The sequence below is a fragment of the Streptomyces sp. NPDC028722 genome (assembly GCF_040637655.1).
Lineage (GTDB): Bacteria > Actinomycetota > Actinomycetes > Streptomycetales > Streptomycetaceae > Streptomyces.
Genome location: NZ_JBEZWU010000002.1, coordinates 1 through 23,989, shown reverse-complemented (window position 1 = coordinate 23,989; position 23,989 = coordinate 1). Strand labels below are relative to the sequence as shown.

Annotated in this window: 20 protein-coding genes; 14 read left to right on the top strand and 6 right to left on the bottom strand. The window is 69.9% G+C overall.

Features of this window, described 5'->3' with window-relative positions:
- Positions 1 to 36: 36 nt before the first annotated feature.
- The 5 genes from AB0F03_RS02795 to AB0F03_RS02775 all read left to right on the top strand — a co-directional run bounded on the left by AB0F03_RS02795 (position 37) and on the right by AB0F03_RS02775 (position 6,269).
- Positions 37 to 1,521 carry an APC family permease gene (locus AB0F03_RS02795; protein ID WP_361985870.1) on the top strand — a complete coding sequence of 495 codons (1,485 nt, stop codon included), beginning with the start codon at positions 37 to 39 and terminating at the stop codon, positions 1,519 to 1,521.
- Positions 1,522 to 1,649: 128 nt separating this feature from the next.
- The gene (locus AB0F03_RS02790) at positions 1,650 to 2,663 is read left to right on the top strand and encodes an acetamidase/formamidase family protein (RefSeq protein ID WP_361985868.1); all 1,014 of its coding nucleotides are present in this window, start codon (positions 1,650 to 1,652) and stop codon (positions 2,661 to 2,663) included.
- A 47-nt stretch (positions 2,664 to 2,710) separates the two neighbouring features.
- On the top strand, positions 2,711 to 3,310 hold the full coding sequence (locus tag AB0F03_RS02785; protein WP_361986682.1) for an N-acetylmuramoyl-L-alanine amidase: 600 nt from the start codon (positions 2,711 to 2,713) through the stop codon (positions 3,308 to 3,310).
- A gap of 74 nt (positions 3,311 to 3,384) precedes the next feature.
- Positions 3,385 to 4,689: a GAF domain-containing protein gene (locus AB0F03_RS02780; RefSeq protein WP_361985866.1), complete on the top strand. Its 1,305-nt coding sequence runs from the start codon at positions 3,385 to 3,387 to the stop codon at positions 4,687 to 4,689.
- Between the two features lie 56 nt (positions 4,690 to 4,745).
- A complete protein-coding gene (locus tag AB0F03_RS02775) occupies positions 4,746 to 6,269 on the top strand; it encodes an aldehyde dehydrogenase family protein (protein ID WP_361985864.1) in 1,524 nt (507 codons plus the stop codon).
- Between the two features lie 420 nt (positions 6,270 to 6,689).
- Here AB0F03_RS02775 and AB0F03_RS02770 read toward each other — a convergent pair whose 3' ends face one another.
- A complete protein-coding gene (locus AB0F03_RS02770; RefSeq protein WP_361985862.1) occupies positions 6,690 to 7,418 on the bottom strand; it encodes a TetR/AcrR family transcriptional regulator in 729 nt (242 codons plus the stop codon).
- A 111-nt stretch (positions 7,419 to 7,529) separates the two neighbouring features.
- Between AB0F03_RS02770 and AB0F03_RS02765 the strand changes: the two genes are divergently transcribed.
- Positions 7,530 to 8,663: an NAD(P)/FAD-dependent oxidoreductase gene (locus AB0F03_RS02765; protein WP_361985860.1), complete on the top strand. Its 1,134-nt coding sequence runs from the start codon at positions 7,530 to 7,532 to the stop codon at positions 8,661 to 8,663.
- Positions 8,664 to 9,066: 403 nt separating this feature from the next.
- Here AB0F03_RS02765 and AB0F03_RS02760 read toward each other — a convergent pair whose 3' ends face one another.
- On the bottom strand, positions 9,067 to 9,975 hold the full coding sequence (locus AB0F03_RS02760) for a LysR family transcriptional regulator (protein WP_361985858.1): 909 nt from the start codon (positions 9,973 to 9,975) through the stop codon (positions 9,067 to 9,069).
- A 138-nt stretch (positions 9,976 to 10,113) separates the two neighbouring features.
- Between AB0F03_RS02760 and AB0F03_RS02755 the strand changes: the two genes are divergently transcribed.
- The 5 genes from AB0F03_RS02755 to AB0F03_RS02735 all read left to right on the top strand — a co-directional run bounded on the left by AB0F03_RS02755 (position 10,114) and on the right by AB0F03_RS02735 (position 16,868).
- The gene (locus AB0F03_RS02755) at positions 10,114 to 10,932 is read left to right on the top strand and encodes a 3'(2'),5'-bisphosphate nucleotidase CysQ (protein WP_361985857.1); all 819 of its coding nucleotides are present in this window, start codon (positions 10,114 to 10,116) and stop codon (positions 10,930 to 10,932) included.
- A gap of 41 nt (positions 10,933 to 10,973) precedes the next feature.
- Positions 10,974 to 11,570 (top strand): NAD(P)-binding domain-containing protein, encoded by a 597-nt coding sequence (locus AB0F03_RS02750; RefSeq protein ID WP_361985855.1) that lies wholly within the window; start codon positions 10,974 to 10,976, stop codon positions 11,568 to 11,570.
- Positions 11,571 to 11,962: 392 nt separating this feature from the next.
- A complete protein-coding gene (locus AB0F03_RS02745) occupies positions 11,963 to 12,904 on the top strand; it encodes an alpha/beta hydrolase (RefSeq protein WP_361985853.1) in 942 nt (313 codons plus the stop codon).
- Between the two features lie 741 nt (positions 12,905 to 13,645).
- Complete coding sequence (locus AB0F03_RS02740; protein WP_361985851.1) at positions 13,646 to 15,532, top strand: hypothetical protein; 1,887 nt, start codon at positions 13,646 to 13,648, stop codon at positions 15,530 to 15,532.
- A 40-nt stretch (positions 15,533 to 15,572) separates the two neighbouring features.
- Positions 15,573 to 16,868 (top strand): FAD-dependent monooxygenase, encoded by a 1,296-nt coding sequence (locus AB0F03_RS02735; RefSeq protein WP_361985850.1) that lies wholly within the window; start codon positions 15,573 to 15,575, stop codon positions 16,866 to 16,868.
- A 180-nt stretch (positions 16,869 to 17,048) separates the two neighbouring features.
- On the opposite strand, the gene AB0F03_RS02730 is transcribed toward AB0F03_RS02735, so the two are convergent.
- The gene (locus tag AB0F03_RS02730; RefSeq protein WP_361985848.1) at positions 17,049 to 17,852 is read right to left on the bottom strand and encodes an alpha/beta hydrolase; all 804 of its coding nucleotides are present in this window, start codon (positions 17,850 to 17,852) and stop codon (positions 17,049 to 17,051) included.
- A 145-nt stretch (positions 17,853 to 17,997) separates the two neighbouring features.
- On the opposite strand from AB0F03_RS02730, the gene AB0F03_RS02725 reads away from it, so the two are divergent.
- A complete protein-coding gene (locus tag AB0F03_RS02725) occupies positions 17,998 to 18,882 on the top strand; it encodes an AraC family transcriptional regulator (protein ID WP_361986680.1) in 885 nt (294 codons plus the stop codon).
- 367 nt (positions 18,883 to 19,249) lie between these two features.
- Positions 19,250 to 20,071 carry an HD domain-containing protein gene (locus AB0F03_RS02720; protein WP_361985847.1) on the top strand — a complete coding sequence of 274 codons (822 nt, stop codon included), beginning with the start codon at positions 19,250 to 19,252 and terminating at the stop codon, positions 20,069 to 20,071.
- 258 nt (positions 20,072 to 20,329) lie between these two features.
- Here AB0F03_RS02720 and AB0F03_RS02715 read toward each other — a convergent pair whose 3' ends face one another.
- The 3 genes from AB0F03_RS02715 to AB0F03_RS02705 all read right to left on the bottom strand — a co-directional run bounded on the left by AB0F03_RS02715 (position 20,330) and on the right by AB0F03_RS02705 (position 23,021).
- Positions 20,330 to 20,992: a fasciclin domain-containing protein gene (locus tag AB0F03_RS02715; protein ID WP_361985845.1), complete on the bottom strand. Its 663-nt coding sequence runs from the start codon at positions 20,990 to 20,992 to the stop codon at positions 20,330 to 20,332.
- 57 nt (positions 20,993 to 21,049) lie between these two features.
- Positions 21,050 to 22,642 (bottom strand): sulfite oxidase, encoded by a 1,593-nt coding sequence (locus AB0F03_RS02710; protein ID WP_361985843.1) that lies wholly within the window; start codon positions 22,640 to 22,642, stop codon positions 21,050 to 21,052.
- A gap of 112 nt (positions 22,643 to 22,754) precedes the next feature.
- Entirely contained in the window at positions 22,755 to 23,021 is a 267-nt protein-coding gene (locus AB0F03_RS02705; protein WP_361985841.1) for a chaplin, read from the bottom strand.
- A 432-nt stretch (positions 23,022 to 23,453) separates the two neighbouring features.
- On the opposite strand from AB0F03_RS02705, the gene AB0F03_RS02700 reads away from it, so the two are divergent.
- A partial coding sequence (locus AB0F03_RS02700; RefSeq protein ID WP_361985839.1) for an IS110 family transposase occupies positions 23,454 to 23,989 on the top strand: 536 nt, incomplete at its 3' end.

Here is a 23,989-nt window from a genome sequence, read left to right as displayed (position 1 = left end):
GCAGGTGGCAGCAGGCCGACACGTATCGGGGGAGACATGAACGGGGAGACGAGCGGGACACTGCGGCGCGACGCCATCGGCCTGCGCGAGGTCCTGTTCCAGAGCGTCACGGCGATGGCGCCGGCCGCCGCGGTGGCCGCGTCGATCCCGTCCGGCGCCGCCTTCGCGGGCGGGAGTCTGCCGCTGGCGGTGCTGGTCGCCCTCGTGGCCTGCCTCTTCACCGCATCGTGCGTGGCGGAGCTGGCGCGGGAGCTGCCCGCGGCGGGCTCGGTGGCGACCTACGCGGCGCGCGGTCTGCATCCGGCCGTCGGCTTCCTCGTCGGCTGGGCCTACGTCTTCGTGGAGATGCTGGTCCCGCCGCTGCTGCTCCTGCAACTGGGCTTCACGGCAGCGGGCACGCTGCACGCGGAATGGTCCTCGTACCCGGCGGACCTGTGGTGGCCCTGGTCGCTGGCGGGGGCGGTGGTGATCACCGCCGCCGGCTACCTCGGTGTCCGCGCCTCGGCCCGCTTCGGCACCGTCCTGGGCGTCTTCGAGATCCTGGTCTTCCTGGTGTTCGCGGTCCTGCTGATCGGCAGGGCGGGCTGCGCCAACACCCTGTCGGTGTTCGGTACGTCCCACACCGCCGACGGACACCCGGGGGCCGCCGGTGTGTTCGCCGGGTCCGTGTACACGGTCCTGGCCTTCTCCGGTTTCGAGGCGGCGGCGCCGCTCGCCGAGGAGACGCGCGACCCCCGGCGCACGATGCACCGCGCGGTCCTCGGAGCGGCTCTCGGCATCGGCGCGTTCTACGTCCTGACGACCTACGCGATGACCGTCTCCTTCGGCCCCGACCGCTTCGCGACGTTCGGCGCCTCGGGCGGCGCTTCCTGGGAAGGAGTCGCCCGGGCCTCGTACGGCCTCTTCTGGGTGCTGGTGTTCCTCGCCGTGGTCAACTCCACGATCGCCAACGCCAACGCGTGCGCGAACGTCTCGACCCGCACCGCCTTCGCCCTGGCCCGTATCCGCGTCCTCCCCCGCCTCCTCGCCACAGTGCATCCCCGGCACCGGTCCCCGGTGGCCGGCATCGCGGTGCAGACCGCCGTGGCGGTCGCAGCGGTACTGGGGCTCGGTTTCGGCTACGACCCCGTCACCGCGTTCCTGCTCCTCGCCACCGTGATCGTCACGGTCGTCGTCGGCGTCTACATCGTGGTGAACCTCTCCTGCGCCGGGCACTTCCTGCGGTCCCGCCGGGCCGCTCTGAAACCGGTACGGCACCTGGTGTTCCCGGTGCTCGGCATCGCCGCGTTCGTCCCCGCGCTGCTGACGGCCGCCGGCCTCCCGGTGTTCGACTTCGTGACCCCACTGACGGCCCCGGTGTCCTACGCCGGTCCGGTCGTCGGCGTGTGGATTGCCGTGGGCGTGGTCGTACTGCTCATCCTGATACGGCGACACCCCGAGCGCATAGCCGAGACCGCGCGGGTGCATCTCGACGAGTACGCCCCCGCCGGCCACCGGCGCGACGGCATCGTCCCCCGCTGACGACCCCTCAGCCCGGGGGCGACGGCCCGGCCGAGGCGATGCCGCGCCTCCACCGGACCGAGACACCGCGGCTTTGGCCACCCGGCCCCGAGCCTGACGACCATCCTCCAGAAGGGAGTCATGCCAGGATGACCGACCCCCGGATCCTCACCGTGCGCCCGGAACCGGACCAGTACGCCTGGACCTTCGGTGGAGCGGCGCCCGTGGCGCGGATCGCCCCCGGTACGGTCCTCGACCTGTACACGGAGGACTGCTTCGCCGGCCGCGTCCGCTCCGAGAAGGACCTCGTGTCAAAGGTGTGCGAGTTCCCTTACCTCAATCCGCAGACGGGTCCGTTCCATATCGAGGGCGCCGAGCCCGGTGACACCGTGGCTGTGCACTTCGTGTCGATCGAACCGGCCCGCGACTGGGCGGCGTCGACTACCGTCCCCCTCTTCGGCGCGCTCACCTCAACGCACACCACGGCCACCCTCCAGCCTCCGCTGCCGGAGCGGGTCTGGATCTGGCAGCTGGACCGGGACAAGCGCACCGCCCTCTTCCGGGCCCAGGACAACGACATCCGGCTGGAACTGCCTCTGGACCCCATGCACGGCACGGTGGGCGTGGCCCCCGCCAACCTGGAGGTGCGCTCGGCCCTGGTCCCCGACGCCCACGGCGGGAACATGGACACGCCCGAGATGCGGACCGGCGTCACCTGCTATCTGGGCGTCAACGTCGAAGGGGCCCTGCTCAGTCTCGGCGACGGGCACGCCCGGCAGGGCGAGGGCGAGACCTGCGGCGTGGCCGTCGAGTGCGCGATGAACACGGTGGTGGTCGTGGACCTCCTCAAGGACGTCGCCACACCGTGGCCCCGGCTGGAGTCCGACACGCACATCATCTCGACCGGGTCCGCCCGCCCGCTGGAGGACGCGTTCCGGATATCGCAGCTCGACCTGGTGCAGTGGCTGGTGCGCGACTACGGGTTCCGTGAGCTGGACGCGTACCAATTCGCCACGCAGACGGTCGAGTCACCGTTGGCCAACGTGTGCGACACGAACTACACGTGTGTGGCCAAGCTCCGCAAAGAGTGGCTGCCCGCGCGCGAGACGTACCGCGGTGTGCACGCACGGCTGCGGGACACCGCGCGGGCCCTGCGCCTCTGACGTCCCCGTCGTACCCCCAGACCTCCGAAAGGCGTTCCCCGATGGACATGGACCGAGTCAGACCCCGGCTCAGCCGGCGCCGGCTGCTGAAGGGCGCGGCACTCGCCGCCGTCCCCTGCACGCTGCTTTCCGACCCGCTCGCGAGTGCGCGGACCGCGACCGTCGACTATCCGCCCGCCGAATGGCAGCCGGCCGGCGCCTCGAACTACACGTTGTCCAGCCGCCCCGCCAGTTACGCGATCGACCGCGTGATCATCCACGTCACGGAGGAGACGTACGACGACACGCTGGCGATCTTCAACGATCCGCAGAGGCAGGTCTCCGCGCACTACCTGGTGCGCTCGGCGGACGGACACGTCGCCCAGTGTGTGCGGGAGGCCGACATCGCCTGGCACGCGGGCAACTGGAGCTACAACACCCGCAGCATCGGCATCGAGCACGAGGGCTGGGTGGACCAGCCCGGCTACTTCACGAACGCCCTCTACGCGGAGTCGGCGAAACTCACGGCGGCGATCTGCGCGAAGTACGGCATCCCCCGGGACAGACAACACATCATCGGCCACTACCAGGTGCCCGGCACCGACCACACCGACCCTGGGCCGAACTGGGACTGGGTGCGCTACATCAGAATGGTCAATTTCACCTAGCCGACACCGGGCGGTCGTCGCACAGTGGTCTGTGTCCGCCGCGTCATCGCCGTTTCACCGACCAGGGAGGCCCAGTGACCGATCCGTGGGTGGCCCTGGAGCCGGGCGCCGACCCCGCCGAGCGCGTCCGGGTGCTGCGCCGGGCGCACGAGACGTTCACCTCGGTGGGCACGGTGCCGCGCCCGGTGCGGCCGGTGGTGGCGGAGTCGTGGCGGCGCAGCGCACGGGCCGGCGTCGGGCCGGACGGCACGGCCGGCGTGGAGCTGACCGGCGGCGACCTCGGCGCTTACCGCGCGGAGCATCCGCTGGCCCGGGTGATGCCCCTGTTCCGGGAGCTGATGGGCACGTTCGCGGCCGACGGAGAGCATCTGCTGGCGGTGTGCGACGCGCACGGCAGGCTGCTGTGGGTGGAGGGGCATCCGGCGACCCGGCGCCGGGCGGACGGGATGAACTTCGTGCCGGGGGCGCGATGGTCGGAGAGCGCCGTCGGCACCAACGCGCCGGGCACGGCGGTGGCGGTCGACCGGCCGGTGCAGGTCTTCGCGGCGGAGCACTTCATCCGGCGGGTGCAGCCGTGGACGTGCGCGGCCGCTCCGGTGCACGATCCGCGCACCGGACGGGTGCTGGGCGCCGTGGACATCACCGGTGGCGACGGGCTGGCCCATCCACACAGCCTCGGCTTCGTGCAGGCGGTGGCGCGGGCCGCCGAGGCACAACTCGCGCTGCTCACCCCAGCACGTCCGGGGGATACAGCGCTGCTGACCGCGCTGGGACGGGACGAGGCCGGACTCGTCCTGGACGGCCGGCGGATCAGACTCAGCCGCCGGCACAGCGAGATACTCGTGCTGCTCACCCGGCATCCGGCAGGGCTGAGCGGTGACGAGCTGCTGTGCGCGCTGTACGCGGACGAATCGGTGACCCCGGTGACGCTGCGCGCCGAACTGGCGCGGCTGCGCAGGCTGTTGGGGCCGGAGCTGCTCGCCTCGCGGCCGTACCGGCTGACGGCCGCGGTCGAGTCGGACGCCACCATGGTCGAGCGGCGGCTGGAGACGGGTGCGCTCACCACGGCGGCGGAGGCCTACGCCGGCCCCTTGCTGCCCGGCTCGCGGTCCCCGGCGATCGTCCGGCTGCGGGAGCGGCTCGCCAACGCATTGCGCGCGGCGCTGATCGCACACCGCGACCCGGACCTGCTGGCGCAGTGGGCGCACGCGCCGTGGGGCGAGGACGACGTCGAGGTGTGGCGGGTCCTCGCCGCGGTGCGTCCCACGGCACCGGTGCGTGCCCGGCTCGCGGCGCTGGAGGCCGAGCTGACGGCGCCGGTCGTCCGGGCAGCGGGGCCGACCCGCGGCGCAACGTACTTGCAACGTCCCCCTGCCTAGCCTCGCGCCAGAGCTGCCCGACGGCGGGCAGCGCGGTAGCGGGAGGCACAGATCAGATGACTCGTTACGCGGCGCCGGGCACCGAGGGTGCGATCGTCTCCTACCAGGCACGGTACGACCACTTCATCGGCGGTGCCTACGTGCCGCCGGCGCGGGGGCGGTACTTCGAGAATCCGTCGCCGGTCAACGGGCAGCCGTTCACCGAGATCGCGCGTGGGACCGCGGAGGACGTCGAGCGGGCGCTGGACGCGGCCCACGCGGCGGCACCCGGGTGGGGCCGCACGTCGGTCGCGGAGCGTTCCGACGTCCTGCTGAAGATCGCCGACCGGATGGAGGCGTACCTGGAGCCGTTGGCGGTGGCCGAGAGCTGGGAGAACGGCAAGCCGGTGCGGGAGACGCTGGCCGCGGACATCCCGCTCGCGATCGACCACTTCCGTTACTTCGCCGGGGCGATCCGGGCGCAGGAGGGCTCGCTGGGCGAGATCGACGACGACACGGTGGCGTACCACTTCCACGAGCCGCTCGGGGTGGTCGCGCAGATCATCCCGTGGAACTTCCCCATCCTGATGGCGACGTGGAAGCTCGCGCCGGCGCTGGCCGCGGGGAACGCGGTGGTCCTCAAGCCGGCCGAGCAGACCCCGGCCTCCATCCACTACTGGCTGAGCCTGGTCTCGGACCTGTTGCCGCCGGGCGTACTGAACATCGTCAACGGCTTCGGTGTGGAGGCGGGCAAGCCGCTGGCCTCGAGCCCGCGGGTGGCGAAGGTCGCGTTCACCGGGGAGACCACGACGGGGCGGCTGATCATGCAGTACGCCTCCGAGAACATCAAGCCGGTCACCCTCGAACTGGGCGGAAAGTCGCCGAACATCTTCTTCGACGACGTGTGGGCGCACGACGACGACTTCCGGGACAAGGCGCTCGAGGGCTTCACCATGTTCGCGCTCAACCAGGGCGAGGTCTGCACCTGCCCGTCCAGGGCCCTCATCCAGCGCGGCCACTACGCCGAGTTCCTGGAGGCGGCGGTCGAGCGCACCCGGCGGATCACTCCGGGGCACCCGCTCGACACCGAGACGATGATCGGCGCCCAGGCGTCCAACGACCAGTTGGAGAAGATCCTCTCCTATCTGGACATCGGCCGGCAGGAAGGGGCGAAAGTCCTGACGGGTGGGGAGCGGGTGCGGTACGACGGCGAGTTGGAGGGCGGCTACTACGTCCAGCCGACCATCTTCGAGGGCGACAACCGGATGCGGATCTTCCAGGAGGAGATCTTCGGCCCGGTCGTGTCGGTGGCGTCGTTCGACGGCTTCGACGACGCGATCAAGACCGCCAATGACACGTTGTACGGCCTGGGGGCGGGCGTGTGGACCCGGGACCTCAACACCGCCTACCGCGCGGGCCGCGCCATCCAGGCGGGCCGGGTATGGACCAACTGCTACCACGCCTACCCCGCACACGCGGCCTTCGGCGGCTACAAGCAGTCCGGGATCGGCCGCGAGACACACAAGATGATGCTGGAGCACTACCAGCAGACCAAGAACCTTCTTTGTTCTTACAGCCCTCAGAAACTTGGCTTCTTCTAGATCCTGAAGTCGGGTTGCCTGGAGGCATCGTTGCGCTCCAGGCAACCCGACACGGCAGGTACCCACTGTAATCAATTGGGGCCTTCAAGTTATTTTCTGGCATCCAAGGGAGTTCCCGCCGGACCAGTCGCGGACCAATAGCGTCGAAGAACATCACTCCACGGGCCGCCCGCTCACGAGCGCAGCGACCCGCCGATACTCCGCAGCGGCGCCCAAACAGCCAGCAGTTCTGGGAGAGCTCTTCGACCTCCTGGCCGCCCTGAACGAATCCGTTTCGCGAGCGACGGCTGCTCGCGGCGTGACCGAGGTGCGTGCCACAGGGGCAAAGGGGTGATCGTGAAGTCCTGATGCTCAGCGCGCGGAGGCCGGCGCACAGGTGCGGAGTTCCCCGATGAACCTCCAGTTGGCGCTGCCGGATCGTCAGGGCCGGATGGGGAGGTTGGCCTCCCATCCGTCGAGGAGTCGTTCGAGACCGAGTCGGAAACCGCGCTCGGCGCTGTCGGCCGCGTGGGGAAGTTCGGCATCACGAATGACGCGGGCGAGGAGTGGATGGCGCCCGCCCTTGACGACTTTGTCGAGGTAGGGCGCGTGGGCGTCCATCCATTCCTGGTTGCCGACTCCGGAGCGTCGGACGGCTTCCTGTTGGGCGAGTTCGCCGATGGCGTAGCCGCGGACGAAGGCGTGCAGCGCCTCGACGACGGTGATCATGACGTCGATGCCGAAGCCGAGGGGTTCGAGGGCGGCGAGTGCGTGTTCGATGGCATCGAGGGAGTTCGGCCCAAGTGATGGGCGCCCTGCCGCGAGGGAGGCCATCCAGGGATGCCGGTGGAAGGTGGCCCGGGAGCGATAGGCCAGTGTCCGCAGGTCACCGCGCCAGTCGCCGGTAGGGGCAGGCGGGCCGCCGTCTTCGGCCGCTACGGCGTCGAGCATGAGATCGAGCAGGTCGTCTTTGGACGCCAGGTAGCGGTAGAGCGAGGCTGTGCCCGTTCCCAGTTCCTTGGCGACGCGCCGCATGGACAGTGCCTCGATGCCCTCGGCGTCGGCGATCGCGATGGCGGCGCTGGTGATCTCCGCCCGGGTGCGTGACGGTGCGGGGCCTTTCGCGGCCCGCTCCGGCCGGTTCCAGACCACCGTGTGAGCATCGCCCATCGGGATTCCCTCCTCACTACTGCGCTCGCTGTTCGCAGTAGTGCTATCGTGACGCCATTACTGCGAACACTGTACCCGAGTAGAACGTATTCAGTCGAAAGGGAAACCACCATGACCACTCCCGTCACGATCATCGGCGCCGGGCTCGGCGGCCTGACCCTCGCCCGGGTCCTGCACCTGCACGGCATCGTCGCGACCGTCTACGAAGCCGAGTCATCGACGGACACCCGCACACAGGGCGGTCAGCTCGACATCCACGAGTACAACGGCCAGCTCGCCCTCGAAGCGGCCGGCCTCACCGACGAGTTCCGCGCGATCATCCACGAAGGCGGCGAGGCCGTGCGGGTGCTCGACCAGCACGGCGCGGTCCTGCTCGACCAGCCCGACGACGGCACAGGCGGGCGCCCCGAGGTGCTCCGCGGAGACCTGCGTCGGATCCTGATCAACTCGCTGCCCGGCGAGATGATCCAGTGGGGACACAAGGTCACCGGTGTCCGCGCCCTCGGAGACGGGAGGCACGAGCTGACGTTCGCCGACGGGCCGACCGCGACGACCGGCCTCCTCGTCGGCGCGGACGGCGCCTGGTCGATGATCCGGCCGCTGCTCTCCGACGCGAAGCCCGAGTACGTCGGCACGTCGTTCATCGAGACCTACCTGTACGACGCCGACCAACGCCACCCCGCAGCGGCCAAGGCCACCGGCGACGGTTCCCTGTTCGCCGTCACGGCCGGCAAGGGGATCCTCGGCCATCGAGAGGCCGGCGCCGTACTGCACACGTACGTCGCGCTCAATAAACCGCAGGACTGGATCGCCGCCGTCCTCGCCAGTCCCGAAACGGCGGTGGCCCAGGTCGCGGCCGAATTCACCGGATGGGCGCCTGAACTCACCGCACTCATCACTGACGGGGAAACCACCCTGGTCCCACGCCCGATCAGCGCCCTGCCGATCGGCCACCGGTGGGACCGCGTTCCCGGAGTGACGCTGCTGGGGGACGCCGCCCACCTGATGTCACCGTTCGCCGGGGAGGGCGCCAACCTCGCCATGCTCGACGGCGCCGAACTCGGCAAAGCCATCGCCGCACATCCCGACGACATCGAAGCCGCCCTTGCGGAGTACGAGCAGGCCCTTTTTCCCCGCAGTGCCCGGTTCGCCGCCGAATCCGACAAGAACCACCAGCTCATCTTCGGCGACAACGCCCCCACCGGCCTGCTCAACCTGCTCACCGGCCAGGAGCCGATCGAGTGAGCAGGGCCCACAGATCCGCGATCGTGAGCTTCAGGCGTCGGTCTGGCCGCCGCTGCGGCCGGTACCCGCACGGACGAGTCGCTGCTGACGTTGTCACAGATCGCCGCCGCGTTCGGCGACGTGCCGAGCGACCGCGCCGACGCTGGGGCGTGCGTACCGCCCCAGCGAGCGGACGGAGGCGTGACGGCAGCGGGCCGACAGCATGGGGGGAAGCGGCCAGAAGACCGTCAAGACGTTCGTATCCTGCCTTCTCGGCGAACTCGGGCTTCACGACCCCGTCCAGGTGGGACGCGCACGTCTACCGCCAGGGGCTGGTGATCCGACGTGGGTCCGCACAGCGACCGGCCGTGCGGCATCGTGATGGTCGCCTGCACGCATGGGTGAAGCGGCCGGACGGCGCAGACTACGACGACGCTCCGCCCATGGCCAGCGCGGTTCGCGCCAGCCCGCGCAGCCAGGGGTGGGCGTGGTCGGTGTCGTAGCGCTGATGCCATGACAGGTATATCGGTGCCGAAGGCAGTTCGAGCGGGAGAGGGAGCACGACCAGACCGAGGTCGGCGACCGCGGAGCGCGTGGTGGCTTCGGGGACGCTGATCAGGAGATCGGAGTCGCGCGCGAACTCCAGCGCGGCCGCTTCCGTGGGCACGGTCGCCACCACGCGGCGGGTGAGGCCGAGCCGCGCGAGGGCGTCGTCGAGGGCATTGCTGAGGTTCCCGCGTCGCGAGACGGTGACGTGCTCGGCGGCGGCGTACCGCTGTGCGGTGACGGTCCTGACGCGGGTGAGGGGGTGCCCCTGCCTGACGACGATGACGAGCCGGGACCCGCCCACGTTCTCGGCACGGATGTCCGGTGCGCTCGGGCGGTTGGCGTTCGCCTCCAGGTCCACCTCGCCGCGCCGCAACTCGGGCGTGTCGATGCTCGATTCCGCGACGAAGCGCAATCGCACGCCCGGCGCCTCTGCACGCACGGCCGCGAGCAGTGCGGGACCGCTCAAGGCGACCAGGGAATCGTGCCAGCGGAGGGTGAAAGTGCGCTCCAGTGTCGCCAGATCGAGTGCACGGCTCGGCGCCAGCACCCCCTGGACCTGATGAAGCAGCTCGTGCACCTGCTCCCGGACGGCGATCGCGTACGGCGTCGGGGTCATCGTGCGGCCGGTACGCACCAGGATCTGATCCCCGGTGGTGCGCCGGATCCGGCCCAGACTCCGGCTCATCGCGGGGGCGGTGACATGCAGGCGCGCGGCCGCCCCGGCCACACTGCCCTCCTCCAGCAGCGCGTCGAGCGCGGCCAGCAGGTTCAAATCCAATTGCATGTGAGTAATCCTAGCCGTGCTTTACATGCATTTGAAGTTAATCAAGGGGCTGTATACCGTCGAGACCAGAGCGCTGAACAAGCGCCCACAGCTCGGCCCGAACGGCCTCACCACCCCCTGCTGACACGGGAGTTCACCATGCCCGAAACACTTCGGACCACGGACGTCACCGCCTCGGACGCCGATCTGCTCGACCAGACGGCGATCGCCGTGCGCACGGCCGGTTCGGCGCTCCGCGAGCGCTTCGGCGAGGTGGTCCGCTACCAGACCCGAGAAGAGCTGATGCGCGCGCTGGCCGGCAACGACGACACGGCCCTCGACATCCTGCGCCCCCGCCTCACGCGCCTGCGCCCGGACGCCGGCTGGGTGGAGGACGAGCTTGACGGCGGGGCGCTGCCGCCCGGCGAATGGTGGGTCGTGGATCCGGCCGAAGGCAACGTCAACCACCTGCACGCCCTGCCGGAGTGGGCGGTGACCGCCACCCTCGTGCGCGACAACCAGCCGGTGCTCACCGTGGTCCACCTGCCGTTGACCGGCGAGACGTACACCGCGCTCACCGGCGGGGGCGCCCACGTCGACGGCCGGCCGCTGCACGTCTCCCGGACCGCGGACCTCGGCCTGAGCATCGTGGCCACCAGCCAGGCCCGGCCGGACGAGGACGAGAAGGTCGTGCGGCGCGTCGGCTCCTCGATCACCTCGATGCTCTTCGACGCGCTCGTCGTCCGCACTTCCGTGCCCGCCACCCTGCACCTGCTGAACGTGGCCGCCGGCCGGATCGACGCCTTCTGGCAGTTCGCCGGCGCCCGCGCGGACCTGCTGCCCGGGGCGCTGCTCGTCACCGAGGCGGGCGGACGGATCTCCGACGCCGAGGGCAGCCCCTGGACCCCGCAGAGCGAGAGCTTCCTGGCCGCCGCGCCCGGCGTCCACGCCGAGGCCGTCGCCACGCTCTCACGCTGACCGCGCACCACGACCTGCACGCACGGAAGGACCAGATCATCATGACCACGATCGCAGTTCTCGGAAACGGCCGCGTCGGCGGCAACCTGGCCACAGCCCTCACCCGGGCTGGGCACGAGGTGACCGTGGCGGACCGCGCGCCCGGCGCCGCCGCCGACGCCGCCCGGACAGCCCAGATCGTCATCAACGCCACCCCCGGCGCCGGCTCGCTGGACCGGCTCGCCGCTCTGCGCGAGGAACTGCGCGACAAGATCCTCGTCGATGTCTCCAACGCCACCGTCGACGGACCGGACGGACTGCCCGCCGACCTGATCCACCCCGGCTCAAGCCTCGCCGAGCAACTCCAGGAAGCGCTCCCCGAAACGCGCGTCGTCAAGACACTCAACACCATGCTCTTCCCTGTGATGACCGCGCCGGCCACGCTCACCCAGACACCGACCGCGTTCCTCTCCGGCGACGACCCGCAGGCCAAGCAAACCGTCCACGAACTGCTCACCGACCTCGGCTGGCAAAAGGCGTGGATCACCGATCTCGGCGGGATCCAGACCGCCCGCGCCACGGAGGCCGCAATACTGTTCGTACCACACGTGATCCGTTCCACCGGATTTGCGCCCTTCGCGATCTCGATCGCCCGCTGATCCGCACCCGGTGCACCGCCGCCGGCGGCCCCACAGTCAGAACAGATACGACAGCGCAGCGAGGGCCGGCGATCCGGCACCGGACAGCGACCCGTGGCCGCACTTACCCAGGCCGTCGGCTTCGCACCGAGGAATCGGCCCGTCCAACCGGCGTACGCGGTTGCCGAACTGGTCCCGCATCTGCCCGCGAACACCCGCGGCGGCGACCGCCGACACCGGCCTCACACTCGCCGATCCAAGTGCGCGTACGCGTGGAGCGCGGGCCCGGCCGTGACCGGGGTCGCGCAGCGCCGGACGGCATCGCGCTGCCGCTGCTCCACTGCCGCGACGTGTAGGGCTTGGAACAGTCATTGAATCTATGTCGTTTCGCCAGCTCCAGGAAGGCCCTCATCATGTCCCTCGACCCTCAGATCGATGCCCTGCTCGAGAAGTTGGCCGAAGGACGCGAACCGGCACCGGAGAGTCGAACGGTCGAGGAGAACCGCCACCTCGTGAGCAGCTTCTCCACCCTAGCGGGCGATGTCGAGCCCGTCGGCAGCGTGCACGACGCAGTGGCCGCGGCCGAAGGCCTTGAGGTCCCCATCCGCATCTACGCCCCCACCACCCTCCCGCGCTCCGGGCCGCGGCCCGTGACGGTCTTCTTCCACGGTGGCGGATGGGTCCTCGGAGATCTCGACAGCCAGGACCACATCGCCCGCATCGTGGCCAACCGCTCCGGCACGATCGTGGTCTCCGTCGACTACCGGCTCGCGCCCGAACACCGCTTCCCGGCAGGGATCGAAGACGCCTACGCCGCCCTGACATGGGTCGCGGCCAACGCTGGAAGTTTCGGCGGCGACGGGCAAAGCATTGCGGTGTTCGGCGAGAGCGCCGGCGGCAACCTCGCCGCGGCCCTCGTGCAGGAAGTACAGCGGCGCGGCGGACCTCACATCGCACTGCAGGTACTGGCGTACCCGGCGCTCGACCGGTTCGACGACAGCCCCTCCATGTACGAGAACATGGCCGGACCGTTGCTGAGCCGCAGCTGGCTCGAATGGTTCTGGGGCCTTTACCTCAACACGCCCGACGAAGGCGCGGACCTGCGCGTCTCGCCGGCGCGCTCCGACGAGCTGGCTGGGCTTCCTCCCGCCGTCATCGTCACTGCCGAACACGATCCGCTGCGGGACCAAGGTGACCGGTACGCGCAGAAGCTCGCCGACGCCGACGTGCCGGTCACGCACCTCCCGATCAAGGGTGCCACCCACGCTTTCCTTTCGTTCACCGGGTCGGTGCAGCTCTCACGGGACGTCTTGAATCAGCTCGCAGATGCTGTGGCCACGGCGTTCAACGACTGACCCGCCCACCATTGCCGCTTACCACGCAAAGGCGCGGCGGGGGCCTGGCGTCCCGCGACCCCACAACTTCTGGGTCGACCACGAGCAGGTCACCGCCAACAGCATCGGTGCTGCGCGTCGAGGCCGGCCGGGACCCCTGCAGCAGGGCACTGACCGACCTCGCGGGAGAACTGTCCACCCGCAATGAAGCCGACCGCATCCGATGAGCCTCGCGCGACGTCCACCTGTGTCTCAGCGGATGAGAGCACGTCCGCCACCCCGTCGTCAGCGTCCTGCACCTTCACGCCCCCGGCTCCGCGCGGCCATCGAGCGCCGGAGGGGAGAGGAAGTCAAAGAAACGAGTGAAGTCAGTAGTCTGCTCACGCCGGGCGACGCGCGTCGGTGATGTAGACCGCCGAGCCGTGCTCGCCAGGCCGCCTACGGCCGCCTCCCGGACGAGGATGCCGCTCATAGCGCGCAGCACCGCTCAGCCGCGGGCGCGGCGCAAGGTCGGAGTGTCCGGGGCCGGCTGGTAGGCGCCAGGACCATGACCGTCATGCTGCGCCTGCAGATCGACAGGAATCGGTCCTCTGTCGCAACAGCGATCTGCCGCAACCTGGCCGCCAGCACGTGCTGTTCGATGATGGGTAGTGTCGCGATGTGACGATCATCAGGCAACGGCTGAGTGAGCTACGACGACGTGCCTTTGCGGGGCGCATCGGTGAGATCGAGCTGTTCCGGTCAATGCTGGGCGCAGGAGGCGTGCTTTTTCTTCACGGTCCCGGCGGAATCGGCAAGAGCGCATTGCTGGATGTTCTGGCCGAGGTCGCCGTGACTGCGGGCGCCGATCCGATCACGATCGACGGCCGCCACGTGCCGCCGGTCCCCAGTTCCCTTGCAGCGCACTCCATCGGCGGCCGCGCGGTGCTGTTCCTCGACACCTACGAGCTGCTCGCCCCGATCGACGACTGGGTACGGGACGAATTCCTGCCCGCGCTGCCCGCCGACGTGGTCGTGGTCATCGCGGCACGACGACCGCCCTCGTCGCCATGGCTGTCCGACCCCGCCTGGCGCGAGCTGATCCGGGTCGTCGCGCTGCGAAACCTCGCGCCGCGCGACGGCCGCGCCTACCTGGCGGGACAGAACGTCCCCGCCGAGTTCCACGAGCACCTGCTCGACATCAGCCATGGCCACCCACTCACCCTGTCCATGCTCGTGGACGCGGTGCGGCGGGGCGGTGGCGTTCTGCCGCGCACACTCGGGGACCTGCCCGACGTGGTGCGCGGTTTGCTGACCCGCACCCTGGACGAGGTACCGGGACCGCGCCATCGGCTGGCGTTGGAAGTCTGCGCGCACGCCAACGTCATCACCGAGAACGTCCTGCGATCCGTGCTCGGCGACAACGCCGGGGAGCTGTTCACGTGGCTGCGTACGTTGTCGTTCGTCGAGGAGGGTTTCTACGGTCTGTTCCTGCACGACATGGTCCGCGACGTCCTTGACGCCGACCTTCGATGGCGCGACCCGGAGCGCTACGCCGAGGTGCATCACCAGGTGCGGGCCGACTTGGTCGCGCGGATCCGCTCGGCGCCGGACGCACGGGAGCAGCAACGGCTCCTGGCCGACGCCATAGTCGTGACCTGCCCGCGGACCAGGCTCGCGGCATACGTCGCGGCCGCACGGCCGGTCGATCACCACATCGATGCGCTGCGGCCGGAAGACACGGCCCCGATCGTCGAGATGACGACCCGCGCTCAGGGGGCGGAACAGGCCGAGCTGGTGGCGTACTGGATGCGGCGCCAGCCCGGAGCCTTCCGGATCTTTCGCGGACCGGACGGGGAGCCGCAGGGGTTCGGCGCCTGCCTCGACCTGTGCGCCGAGGACTTGGGGGTGGATCCGGGTGTCGACAGCATGTGGCAGTACACCCGACGGCACGGCGCGGCACGCCCCGGCGAGCACGTGCGGGCCTGGCGGTTCTTCCTCGACCGTGACCGTGGGCAGGCTTCCTCGCCGTCGCTGACTCTGTTCGCCGTGTGCCAGGTCCTCGACATCCTCACTCGTGATGGCTCGGCCTGGACGTTGGTGGGGGCGTACGCGGATGCCGGATTGTGGGGGCCGACACTCGGTTATCTGGACTTCTGGCCGGCAGCCGAGGCGACGTACACGATCGGGGATACCACCTACCCGGTCTTCGTCCACGACTGGCGGCGTACCGGCCTCGCCGAGTGGCTCGAGCTCATCGCGGCCCGCGAGGTGGGTGCCCCGGCCCGGCCGGCGCAGGAGCAGTCGGCCGAACTCGTCCTCTCTCAGGCGGAGTTCGCCCAGTCGGTCCGCGCGGCGCTGCGCGATCTGCACGTGCCGCAGGCTCTGAGGCGCAATCCGCTGATGCGATCGCGGGTCGTGCGGTCATCAGCCGCGGGACTCGACGAGCTCCTCGCGATGGCCGCCGAGCCGTTGCGGGCCGACCGCCGCGGCCTGTTCGAGGTGGTCGACCGCACCTTCCTGCACCCGGCCGGCCCGCAGGAGCGCGTGGCCCAGTCGCTGCACCTGTCCTTCAGCACCTACCGCCGGCACCGGGACCTGGCAGTGGCTCACATCGTGGACTGGATGTGGGAACGCGAGGTCTACGGACACCCGGTGGACACCGGTTGACCTGTTTCTGGGCAGGAGGGAGCGCCGAGCATCACGTCTCATGCAAAACGAAAACGCAGTCGTCCTCGGTGCCGGCTTCGCCGGTCTCCTCACCGCCGGAGTGCTCACCAACTTCTACCGGAGGGTCACGGTTGTCGACCGGGACCCGGCCCCCGGCGAATACCGCCGGGGCGTCCCTCAGGGCCGGCATGCCCACAACCTGCTTCCGGCCGGGGCACGAGTCGTCGACGAAATCTTTCCCGGTCTGGTCGACGAGATGAGCGCCGATGGCGCGGTTGTGGCGGATGTGCTGTCGGACTACCGCTTCTACCTCGGCGGGAAGGAATTGCCGCGAGTGCCGGTCGGTGCGCACTCCGTCCACGCCACCCGGCCGTTCTACGAGCGCCACTTGCGCCGGCGGCTGGTCGCCCAGGACGGCCTGCGGATGGAGCTCGGCACTGACGTGGTCGGGCTGATCGGCGATGACCGGCGGATCACCGGAGTACGCATCCTGCCGCAAGAGCCCAGCAGCAGCGAAGAGACGTTGCATGCCGACCTGGTGGTCGATGCGATGGGCCGGGGCAGCCGCACGCCGGTCTGGCTCGAGCAACTCGGATTCGAACGTCCCGCCGAGCAACGCGTCAACGTCGACGTCGCCTACGCCAGCCGGCTTGTCCGGCTCCCGCCCCAGCACGACCGGGCGCTGCTCATCGGCGGCGACGTCAAGGCCAACGGCCGCGGGCTGCTGTTGCTGGCGGTCGAGGACGGCCAGCACGTACTGACCGTCACCGGGACCGGCCCCGCCGCGCGTCCACCGACCGACGAGGCCGGGTTCGCGGAGTTTGTTGCCGCGGCGGCCCCGGACGACGTGGTCTCAGCGCTGAAGACCGCCGAGGCGCTCAGCGACATTGTCGCCTACCGCTTTCCCGCGACTCGGTGGCGCCGGTACGACCAACTCGCCGGTCTTCCGGACGGGCTGGTCGTCGTCGGGGACGCTCTGTGCTCGTTGAGCCCGGTCAACGCGCAGGGCCTGACAGTGGCGGCGCTGGAGGCCCGCGCGCTGCGCGACACGCTCTCAGCCGGCCGGCGCGACGTCGCCGCGAACTTCTTCGCCCAGGCGACGCGTATTCTGACCGCGCCGTGGGGGATGGCCGACGAGCCGGGACAACCTGCGAATCTGATACAGAAGATGCAGGGCGCCATGATGAGCCGGCTGATGGCCGCGGCGGCTACCACCCCCACGGTCGCGGCCCAGCTCATCCGGGTCTTGGCCCTACTTGATCCGCCGTCGAAACTGTTGCGGCCGGCTGTGCTCGGGCGAGCGTTGTGCCGGCTGCGTGAGTCCGGGGAAGATTGATCGCCCCCGGCTGAATACGGTCCTGAGACGGACGCTTCAGGGTTCGCGGACGAGGAAGATCTCCGCGGCTGCGCCGAAGTGGGCAAGGGTCGGGTTGGCGCCCCCACGCCGAGTGGCGACGACCACCTGGCGACCACCGAGGCGGCGTGTTCACCCAGTTCGCGCGGCGCCGGCACAGCGTCACCCGGCGGGCAGGACCTGGAGGAAGTCCCCGAGAGCGGTCGCGACGGCGCGCGGGGCTTCCACGGGGAGCAGATGGCCGGCGTCGGGGACGACGTTCAGGGTCGCGCGCGGGATGTGCGGCAGGAGGCACTCACGGAGCACGCTCGGCGGTTCCACCACGTCGTGCTCCGCGGCCAGCACGGTCACCGGAACTGTGATGCCGCGCACGGCGCCTGTGATGTCCTGCGCGATTCCGCGCAGTGGCCACTCCTGCCGGGCCTCGGGTCCGGCGGCGAGGCTGTCGCGCACCGCGGTGGCCCGCGCCGTCTCCGGCAGCGGTGTGGCGGTCAGGACGTGGTCGAGGGCGTGTCGCACCGTCTCGGTCGAGTCGTACGCGTGGGACAGTCCCTTCCGGTACTCCTCGGTCATCGTGGCGGGCGGCTCGGGCGGTGCGGGCGCGACGAGCACCACGCCGGCCAGGCCGGACGGCCGGGGGGCCGCGACGAGCTGGCTCACCTTGCCGCCCATCGAGTGGCCGACGAGGACGTACGGCCCCGGCACGCACGCATCGACGACGCGAGCGAGGTCGTCGGCGAGCTGGTCGAGGTGATAGGGGCCGGGCAGTGCCCGCGAGGTGCCCCAGCCGCGTTGGTCGAAGCGGACTGTCGCCTGCTCGGGCGGCAGCTCACCGATCACCTCGTTCCAGGTGTCGGCGGAGCCGCCCCAGTAGTGGACGAACACCAGCGCCGGTCCGGTACTGCCCCCGACCCGCACGTCCAGGGCTCCGCCCGTCACCGGCACCAGCCTTGTCGTTTCCGTCATCGCCACACCTCCAACTTGGCTGCGTGAGGCGATCGACGTCGCGCGGGTCGCAGCCTTGAACGGGTAGCCTGACCTGCCTGTCAGGCGCAGGCACGACGGTAGGTCAGAGACGGCCCGCTCCCTGGTGGAAAGGAGCATGGTGGCTGTGGAAAGCGGACATCACACTGTGCGACAGCTGCGCTATTCGCCTGCCGTCGGCTCGCCCCACGGCGTGGAGGTCCTCGACTTCGCCGCGCTGCGCTCCATGGACACCCACCGCCGTCGCGTACTCCCCCAGCGCCCCGACTTCCACGTGCTCGCCCTGATCGCCTCCGGCACCGGCACCCACGAGGCGGACTTCCGCACCTACCGGCTGGCGGAAGGCAGCGCCGTATGGATCCGGCCCGGCATGGTGCACCGCTGGAGCGACATCGACGCCTGCGACGGCCCACTGGTCCTCTTCCGGCCGGGCTTCCTCCGCGGCCTCACCACCTCGGAGGTCACCGCCCCGGTGTGCCGGCACCTGGACCGGCAGCGTCTGGCCCTGGCTCTGCTGGCGGCCGAACACCTCGGCCGCGAGCACGACGCGGCAGCGCACACCCCGCACTTGGCATCTCCCGCGCTGCTCTCCCACCTGCTGGCTGCGCTGGTCCTGCGCGCGTTCCACGACGCACCAGCCCTCACCGACACGGTCCCGGCCGCCAACCGGTCCACGGAGGTGTTCCGCGCCTACCGGGCCGCCGTCGAGGAACATTTCACCGATTGGCACCACGTGGCCGACTACGCGCGGGCACTCGGCTACGACGTGCGCACCCTCACCCGAGCGACACGCGCAGCCACCGGCACGGGCGCCAAGACCTTCCTCGACCAGCGCATCCTGCTGGAAGCCAGGAGACTCCTCGCCCACACCGACCTGCCGGTCGCCGGCTGCGCCCGACGCCTCGGCTTCCGGGACGCAGGCAACTTCACCGCCTTCTTCCGGCGTCAGGCAGCCACGCCCCCCGCCGCCTGGCGCGCCGCCTATGGCGCGCCCGACACCCGCGGGGCCTGACCTCGCCGCGCCCCCTCACGATCACGGACCGCTCGGGGTTGGGCGCTCTTCGCCTTCGCGCTGTTGCCGGCCCCAGTCAAATGGGCGGCCGACTGCCCTCACCCCATGCCCAGCCGACGCGTGAGCCGGACCAGACACTCGCGGTCGCCGGCGTTCGCCCTGCGGACCGATGACGGCGCCCTCGGCCCGTCGTCGCCGCGCTCGCCGCTCCTGCTCGTCGCTGTCGGCGGGCCGCGCACCACCTGCCGTGAAGACCTCGCTCCTGGCGAAAATGCGTAGGTTCTCGGCAATTTAGCTACTGCCGGAAAAGGCAACGCCGTTCATACGCTTCTGGCATCCAACCAACCCCGACGGAAAGACGGATCTCGTGTCTGAAAGGGCCGATGAGGCGAAGGAAGTCACCCGGCGCACGGCGCTGGAGCGTGCTGCCGGTGTCGCTGCCGTCGGCGCGGCCTCCGCGCTCGCCGCCGCACTGTCGAGTTCATCCGCCGCTGCCGCGGTTCCAGGAGCGAAAGCGCAGGACACTTCCTCGCATTCGCGTGGCACGACCCTGTCGACGGTCGTGGCCGGGGTGCGCATCCCCGACAGTGAACTGACGCGGGCGGTCACGGAATTCGCGAGGAAGGTCTCCTCGGAGAGCCTCTTCAACCATGTCGTGCGAACGTATTTGTACGGCTCACTGATGTTCGACCGACGCGGCATCCGCTACGACCGTGAACTCGCCTTCGTTGCAGCGGTCCTGCACGACCTCGGGCTGGTGAAGGCTTATCAGACCCCGAATGAGCGCTTCGAAGTCGACGGCGCCGACGCCGCCCGGAATTTCCTGCGGGGACGGCACGTGCCAGCCGAACGAGTGGAAGTCGTCTGGGATGCCATCGCCCTGCACACCAACGTAGGCATCGCGAGCCGGAAAAGGCCGGAGATCGGCATGGTCTCCGCCGGCTCCGGCCTCGATCTCACCGGGAACGGCCTCCAGCAGATCCCGGCCGACGCTCTCACCGAAATCCTCGCCGCCTTCCCCAGGGCCGGGTTCACACAGGACGCCCTCGACACCATACTCTCGCTGTGCCGCACCAAGCCGATGTCAGTACTCATGCATCCCTTCGCCGAGGTCGGCCGCCGTCACCTGTCGGACTTCCAGGTGCCCACCGTGGAGGATCTCCTGCTTGCCGCACCCTTCGAAGAGTGACGGACAGCCATCCACGCCGACGAGCGAGATCATTCTCGACCACCGGGCCGATCACGAGGCCCAGAGGCGGCGTTGCGTACAGGGCCCCCGTGTGGCCGGAGAGTCCCGTCGCGGTGAGACGTCACAACGGGGCCCCGGCTGCGCCGGCGGCTGTGACCGGCGTCGCGCCGGTCGCCGAGTTTCTCGTCGTGGGCGTCAGGCCGCCGCGGCCGGTTCGCCGGACGCGACCCGAGCGCGTCCGGCGAACCGGGCAGGCCGTCACTTCTTGGGCATGAGGACCGAGTCGATGATGTAGACGTTGGCGTTGGCGGTCCTGACATTGCCGCAGACCACCTTGGCGGTGTCGTTGACCGTGTAGGACTCCTGCGAGCCCGAAGTGGTCAGCTCGGACTTCTCCAACGTGGCGAAGGATCCGTTCTCCAGGTCGTTGGGCGACAGCTTCTGTCCCACGACGTGGTAGGTCAGGATCTTGGTGAGCTGCGCCTTGTCGTTGAGGACCTTGTCGAGGGTGGCCTTCGGGAGCTTGGCGAAGGCGTCATTGGTGGGGGCGAACACCGTGATGTTCTGTGCGTTGTTGAGGGTGTCGACCAGGCCGGCTTTCTTCACCGCGGTCACCAGCGTGGACAGTGCCGGGTTGTGGGAGGCGGCGGTGGCGACCGGGTCCTTGGCCATGCCGTCGAAGGAGCCGGCACCGTTCTTGGGCACGGAGGCGCAGGCCGGGCCGAACGGCTCGTCCGTGGCAGCGACGCTGTTGCCGGAACCGGCCGTGTCGCCCTCGGAGGTGGGCGCGGACGACGACGCCTTGTCACTGGAGTCCGACTTGCCCGAGTCGCTGTCGTTGCTGGAGCAGGCGGTCAGCGCGAGCGGCAGGACGGCCGCAGTGGCCACGGTCAGGGCGATACGGCGGGTAAGGGTCTGCATGATGTCTCTCCTGTTGCTAGGTGCGGCGGGATTGCCGCCTGGTCAGGGGTCTGTGGGTCACTCGACGGTCACGACAACGGAGTGCCATCCGCTGGCGCCGTCAGGGACGGTGCGGGCGCGTGTGTCGGTCTGCACCTCGCCGGTACGGTCGGTCGCCCGCACGGTGAGGGTGCGACCGCCCTTGGTGGCCTGCCAGGCGTAGGACCACTGACGCCAGGTGTCGTACGAGTCCTCGGCGGCCAGAGTGGCTTCCTGCCAGGGGCCGTCGTCGACGCGGACCTCGACCCTGTCGATGCCGCGATGCTGGGCCCAGGCGACACCGGCCACCATGACGGTGCCCGCCTCGGGCCGGGCGAACGGCTTCGGAGTGTCGATCCGGGACTGAGTCTTGATGGGCGCTGCTTCGGCCCAGTCGCGCTTGACCCAATAGGAGTCGTAGGCGTCGAACGTGGTCAGCTCGATGTCCTTGATCCACTTGCAGGCGGACACGTAGCCGTACAGGCCGGGCACCAGCATGCGGACCGGGAACCCGTGATCGAACGGCAGAGGTTGGCCGTTCATACCGATGGCGAGCATCGCGTCGCGGCCGTCCATGACGTCCTCGACCGGGCTGCCGATGGTCATGCCGTCCACGGAACGCGCGACGAGCTGATCGGCCGGGCCGCCCCGGGAGGGTGGTGCGACCCCGCACTCGGCCAGCAGGTCGGCCAGCCGCACACCGATCCAGCGGGCATTGCCCACGTACGGGCCGCCGATCTCGTTGGACACACAGGTGAGCGTGATGTCCCGCTCGATCAGTTCACGCCGCAGCAGGTCGTCGAACGACAGCGTCACCGGACGGCGTACACCGTCGCCGTGGATGCGCAGCCGCCAGGCAGTGGCGTCGACCTTGGGCACCACCAGGGCCGTGTCCACGCGGTAGAACTCGTTGTTCGGTGTGATGAACGTGCTGGCGCCCGCGACTCGGACCTGGGCGCCCCGTGGAACCGCAGGGGCACGCGAGTTCGGGGGCGGCAGTTTCAGGTTGTTGCGGGATGCGACGGCTTTCTGGCTGCTGGAGCCGTTCAGGGCCCGGCCCAGGACCCCGGCTCCGGCTGAGGCGGCAGCGGCGGCGATCGCCGTGATGACGAAACCGCGCCGGTCCCATCCGTCCGGTTCGTTCGTCGTCGGTTCGCGGGACGGTGCCAGAAGCCGGCCGATGAGGGCGTACAGGAGCAGGGCCGCGGTGACCGCACCCAGAATGGAGGGCAGCGCGTCGGCGAAGCTCGAGGAATCCGGCCGGCTGGTGGCCGCCACCGCTCCGAGCACGCCGAAGAGCAGGACGCCGGCGGCGCCGATGCGTCGGTGGCGCAGGGCGAGAACTCCGAGGGCCAGTGCGAACAGCGCGAGGACGGCGAGGATGCCGCATTGAAGAACCAGCTTGTCGTCGGTCCCGAAATGACGGATCGCCCAGTCCTTCACGGCGATGGGCGTACGGTCGATGGCGGCCCCGCCGACCGCGACGACGGGACCGGCCTGCGGACGTACGACCGCCGCCACCGATTCAGCCGCGGCGAGAGCGGCGAGAGCAGCCAGGAGACCGCTCAGCGCACTCAGCGCGAGCCGTGTCCTTCTCCCCGGATTCCGCGGTTTCTTCTTCTCGTCGCTCACGTGGGTAATCCGGTGGTGCGAGGTGGGCGGATTGGTCCGGAACTCCATCGGATGGAATTCTTTTCCGGACCAATCCGCACCTGCGACGCCTACGTAGTGGCCGCCAGGACGGTCAGTGCCCCATGCCCCAGCCCCGGCTGACGTTCACGCAGGTGTTGCCGAAGGCAGGGTTGAGCAGGCCGATGACATCGACCGTATTGCCGCAGGCGTTGACGGGGACGTGGACCGGCACCTGAATCAGGTTGCCCGAGGCGACACCCGGCGAACCGACGGCCGCACCCTGAGCACCACTGTCCGCCGATGCCGCGGCGGCCCCGCCCAGCACCATGGCAGCGGCCACCGCCAAAAGGCCGGCACTCCTGCTCGTACGCATTCCCATGACGCTTTCCTCTTCTGAAGACGTCCGGCGTGATGAGTCCGCCGGATCCGCCGCTTTTGCGACGGACACGAGTAATCCGCACTGCCGCAGGCTCCGGCTTGCTGGAATGCGCGACAGCCACTCGAAAGGAGCAACGGAGCTCAGCGGCCCGGCGAGCGCCTGCGGTATCCCCCGTTATCTTCTTCGCGGTCCTGCAAGAGGGCCGCTGGCCTCCGGGCCCGGCATGACTGTTGCCCCCTGTCGATCGGATGACCTGGGGGGTGGTGTCACCGGGCCCGAGGGGTGCCGTCACAGACGCTGATCAGAGGCCCGGCCACCGCCCGGCCCGGCGCAATGCCGGGCAGCTCGCGGGCGGCAGGTCTGCATAACGTGGATGCGCGCGAACGGCCCCACCGCCGAGGCCGGCACAGCGTCGACGCATGTGGGGGCACGATGATCGACATCGACGGGACGGGCGTCTTCCTCGGCCTGGACGTCGGCAAGAACAACCATCACGGCCACGGACTCACCCCGGCCGGGAAGAAGGTCTTCGACAAGGCCCTGCCGAACGGCGAACCCCAGTTGCGGGCCGTCTTCGACAAGCTCAAAGCCAAGTTCGGCACCGTCCTGGTGGTCGTGGACCAGCCCGCATCCATCGGCGCCCTGCCGCTGACCGTCGCCCGCGATGCCGGCTGCCAGGTCGCCTACCTGCCCGGACTCGCGATGCGCCGGATCGCCGACCTCTACCCGGGTGAGGCCAAGACCGACGCCCGCGACGCCGCTGTCATCGCGGATGCCGCCCGCACCATGCCTCACACCCTTCGCTCCCTCGACCTTGCTGACGAGATCACCGCCGAGCTGACCATGCTGGTCGGCTTCGACCAGGACCTGGCCGGCGAGGCCAACCGCACCTCCAACCGCATCCGCGGTCTGCTCACCCAGTTCCACCCGAGCCTCGAACGCGTCCTGGGACCCCGCCTGGACCACCC

What these genes read in the sequence shown, in the direction of transcription:
- AB0F03_RS02770 (WP_361985862.1), bottom strand. Translation starts at nt 7,418, where the DNA reads ATGGGCGATGCTCACACGGTGGTCTGGAACCGGCCGGAGCGGGCCGCG.
- AB0F03_RS02735 (WP_361985850.1), top strand. Translation starts at nt 15,573, where the DNA reads ATGCAAAACGAAAACGCAGTCGTCCTCGGTGCCGGCTTCGCCGGTCTC.
- AB0F03_RS02750 (WP_361985855.1), top strand. Translation starts at nt 10,974, where the DNA reads ATGACCACGATCGCAGTTCTCGGAAACGGCCGCGTCGGCGGCAACCTG.
- AB0F03_RS02790 (WP_361985868.1), top strand. Translation starts at nt 1,650, where the DNA reads ATGACCGACCCCCGGATCCTCACCGTGCGCCCGGAACCGGACCAGTAC.
- AB0F03_RS02715 (WP_361985845.1), bottom strand. Translation starts at nt 20,992, where the DNA reads ATGCAGACCCTTACCCGCCGTATCGCCCTGACCGTGGCCACTGCGGCC.
- AB0F03_RS02785 (WP_361986682.1), top strand. Translation starts at nt 2,711, where the DNA reads ATGGACCGAGTCAGACCCCGGCTCAGCCGGCGCCGGCTGCTGAAGGGC.
- AB0F03_RS02745 (WP_361985853.1), top strand. Translation starts at nt 11,963, where the DNA reads ATGTCCCTCGACCCTCAGATCGATGCCCTGCTCGAGAAGTTGGCCGAA.
- AB0F03_RS02765 (WP_361985860.1), top strand. Translation starts at nt 7,530, where the DNA reads ATGACCACTCCCGTCACGATCATCGGCGCCGGGCTCGGCGGCCTGACC.
- AB0F03_RS02705 (WP_361985841.1), bottom strand. Translation starts at nt 23,021, where the DNA reads ATGGGAATGCGTACGAGCAGGAGTGCCGGCCTTTTGGCGGTGGCCGCT.
- AB0F03_RS02775 (WP_361985864.1), top strand. Translation starts at nt 4,746, where the DNA reads ATGACTCGTTACGCGGCGCCGGGCACCGAGGGTGCGATCGTCTCCTAC.
- AB0F03_RS02795 (WP_361985870.1), top strand. Translation starts at nt 37, where the DNA reads ATGAACGGGGAGACGAGCGGGACACTGCGGCGCGACGCCATCGGCCTG.
- AB0F03_RS02730 (WP_361985848.1), bottom strand. Translation starts at nt 17,852, where the DNA reads ATGACGGAAACGACAAGGCTGGTGCCGGTGACGGGCGGAGCCCTGGAC.
- AB0F03_RS02760 (WP_361985858.1), bottom strand. Translation starts at nt 9,975, where the DNA reads ATGCAATTGGATTTGAACCTGCTGGCCGCGCTCGACGCGCTGCTGGAG.
- AB0F03_RS02755 (WP_361985857.1), top strand. Translation starts at nt 10,114, where the DNA reads ATGCCCGAAACACTTCGGACCACGGACGTCACCGCCTCGGACGCCGAT.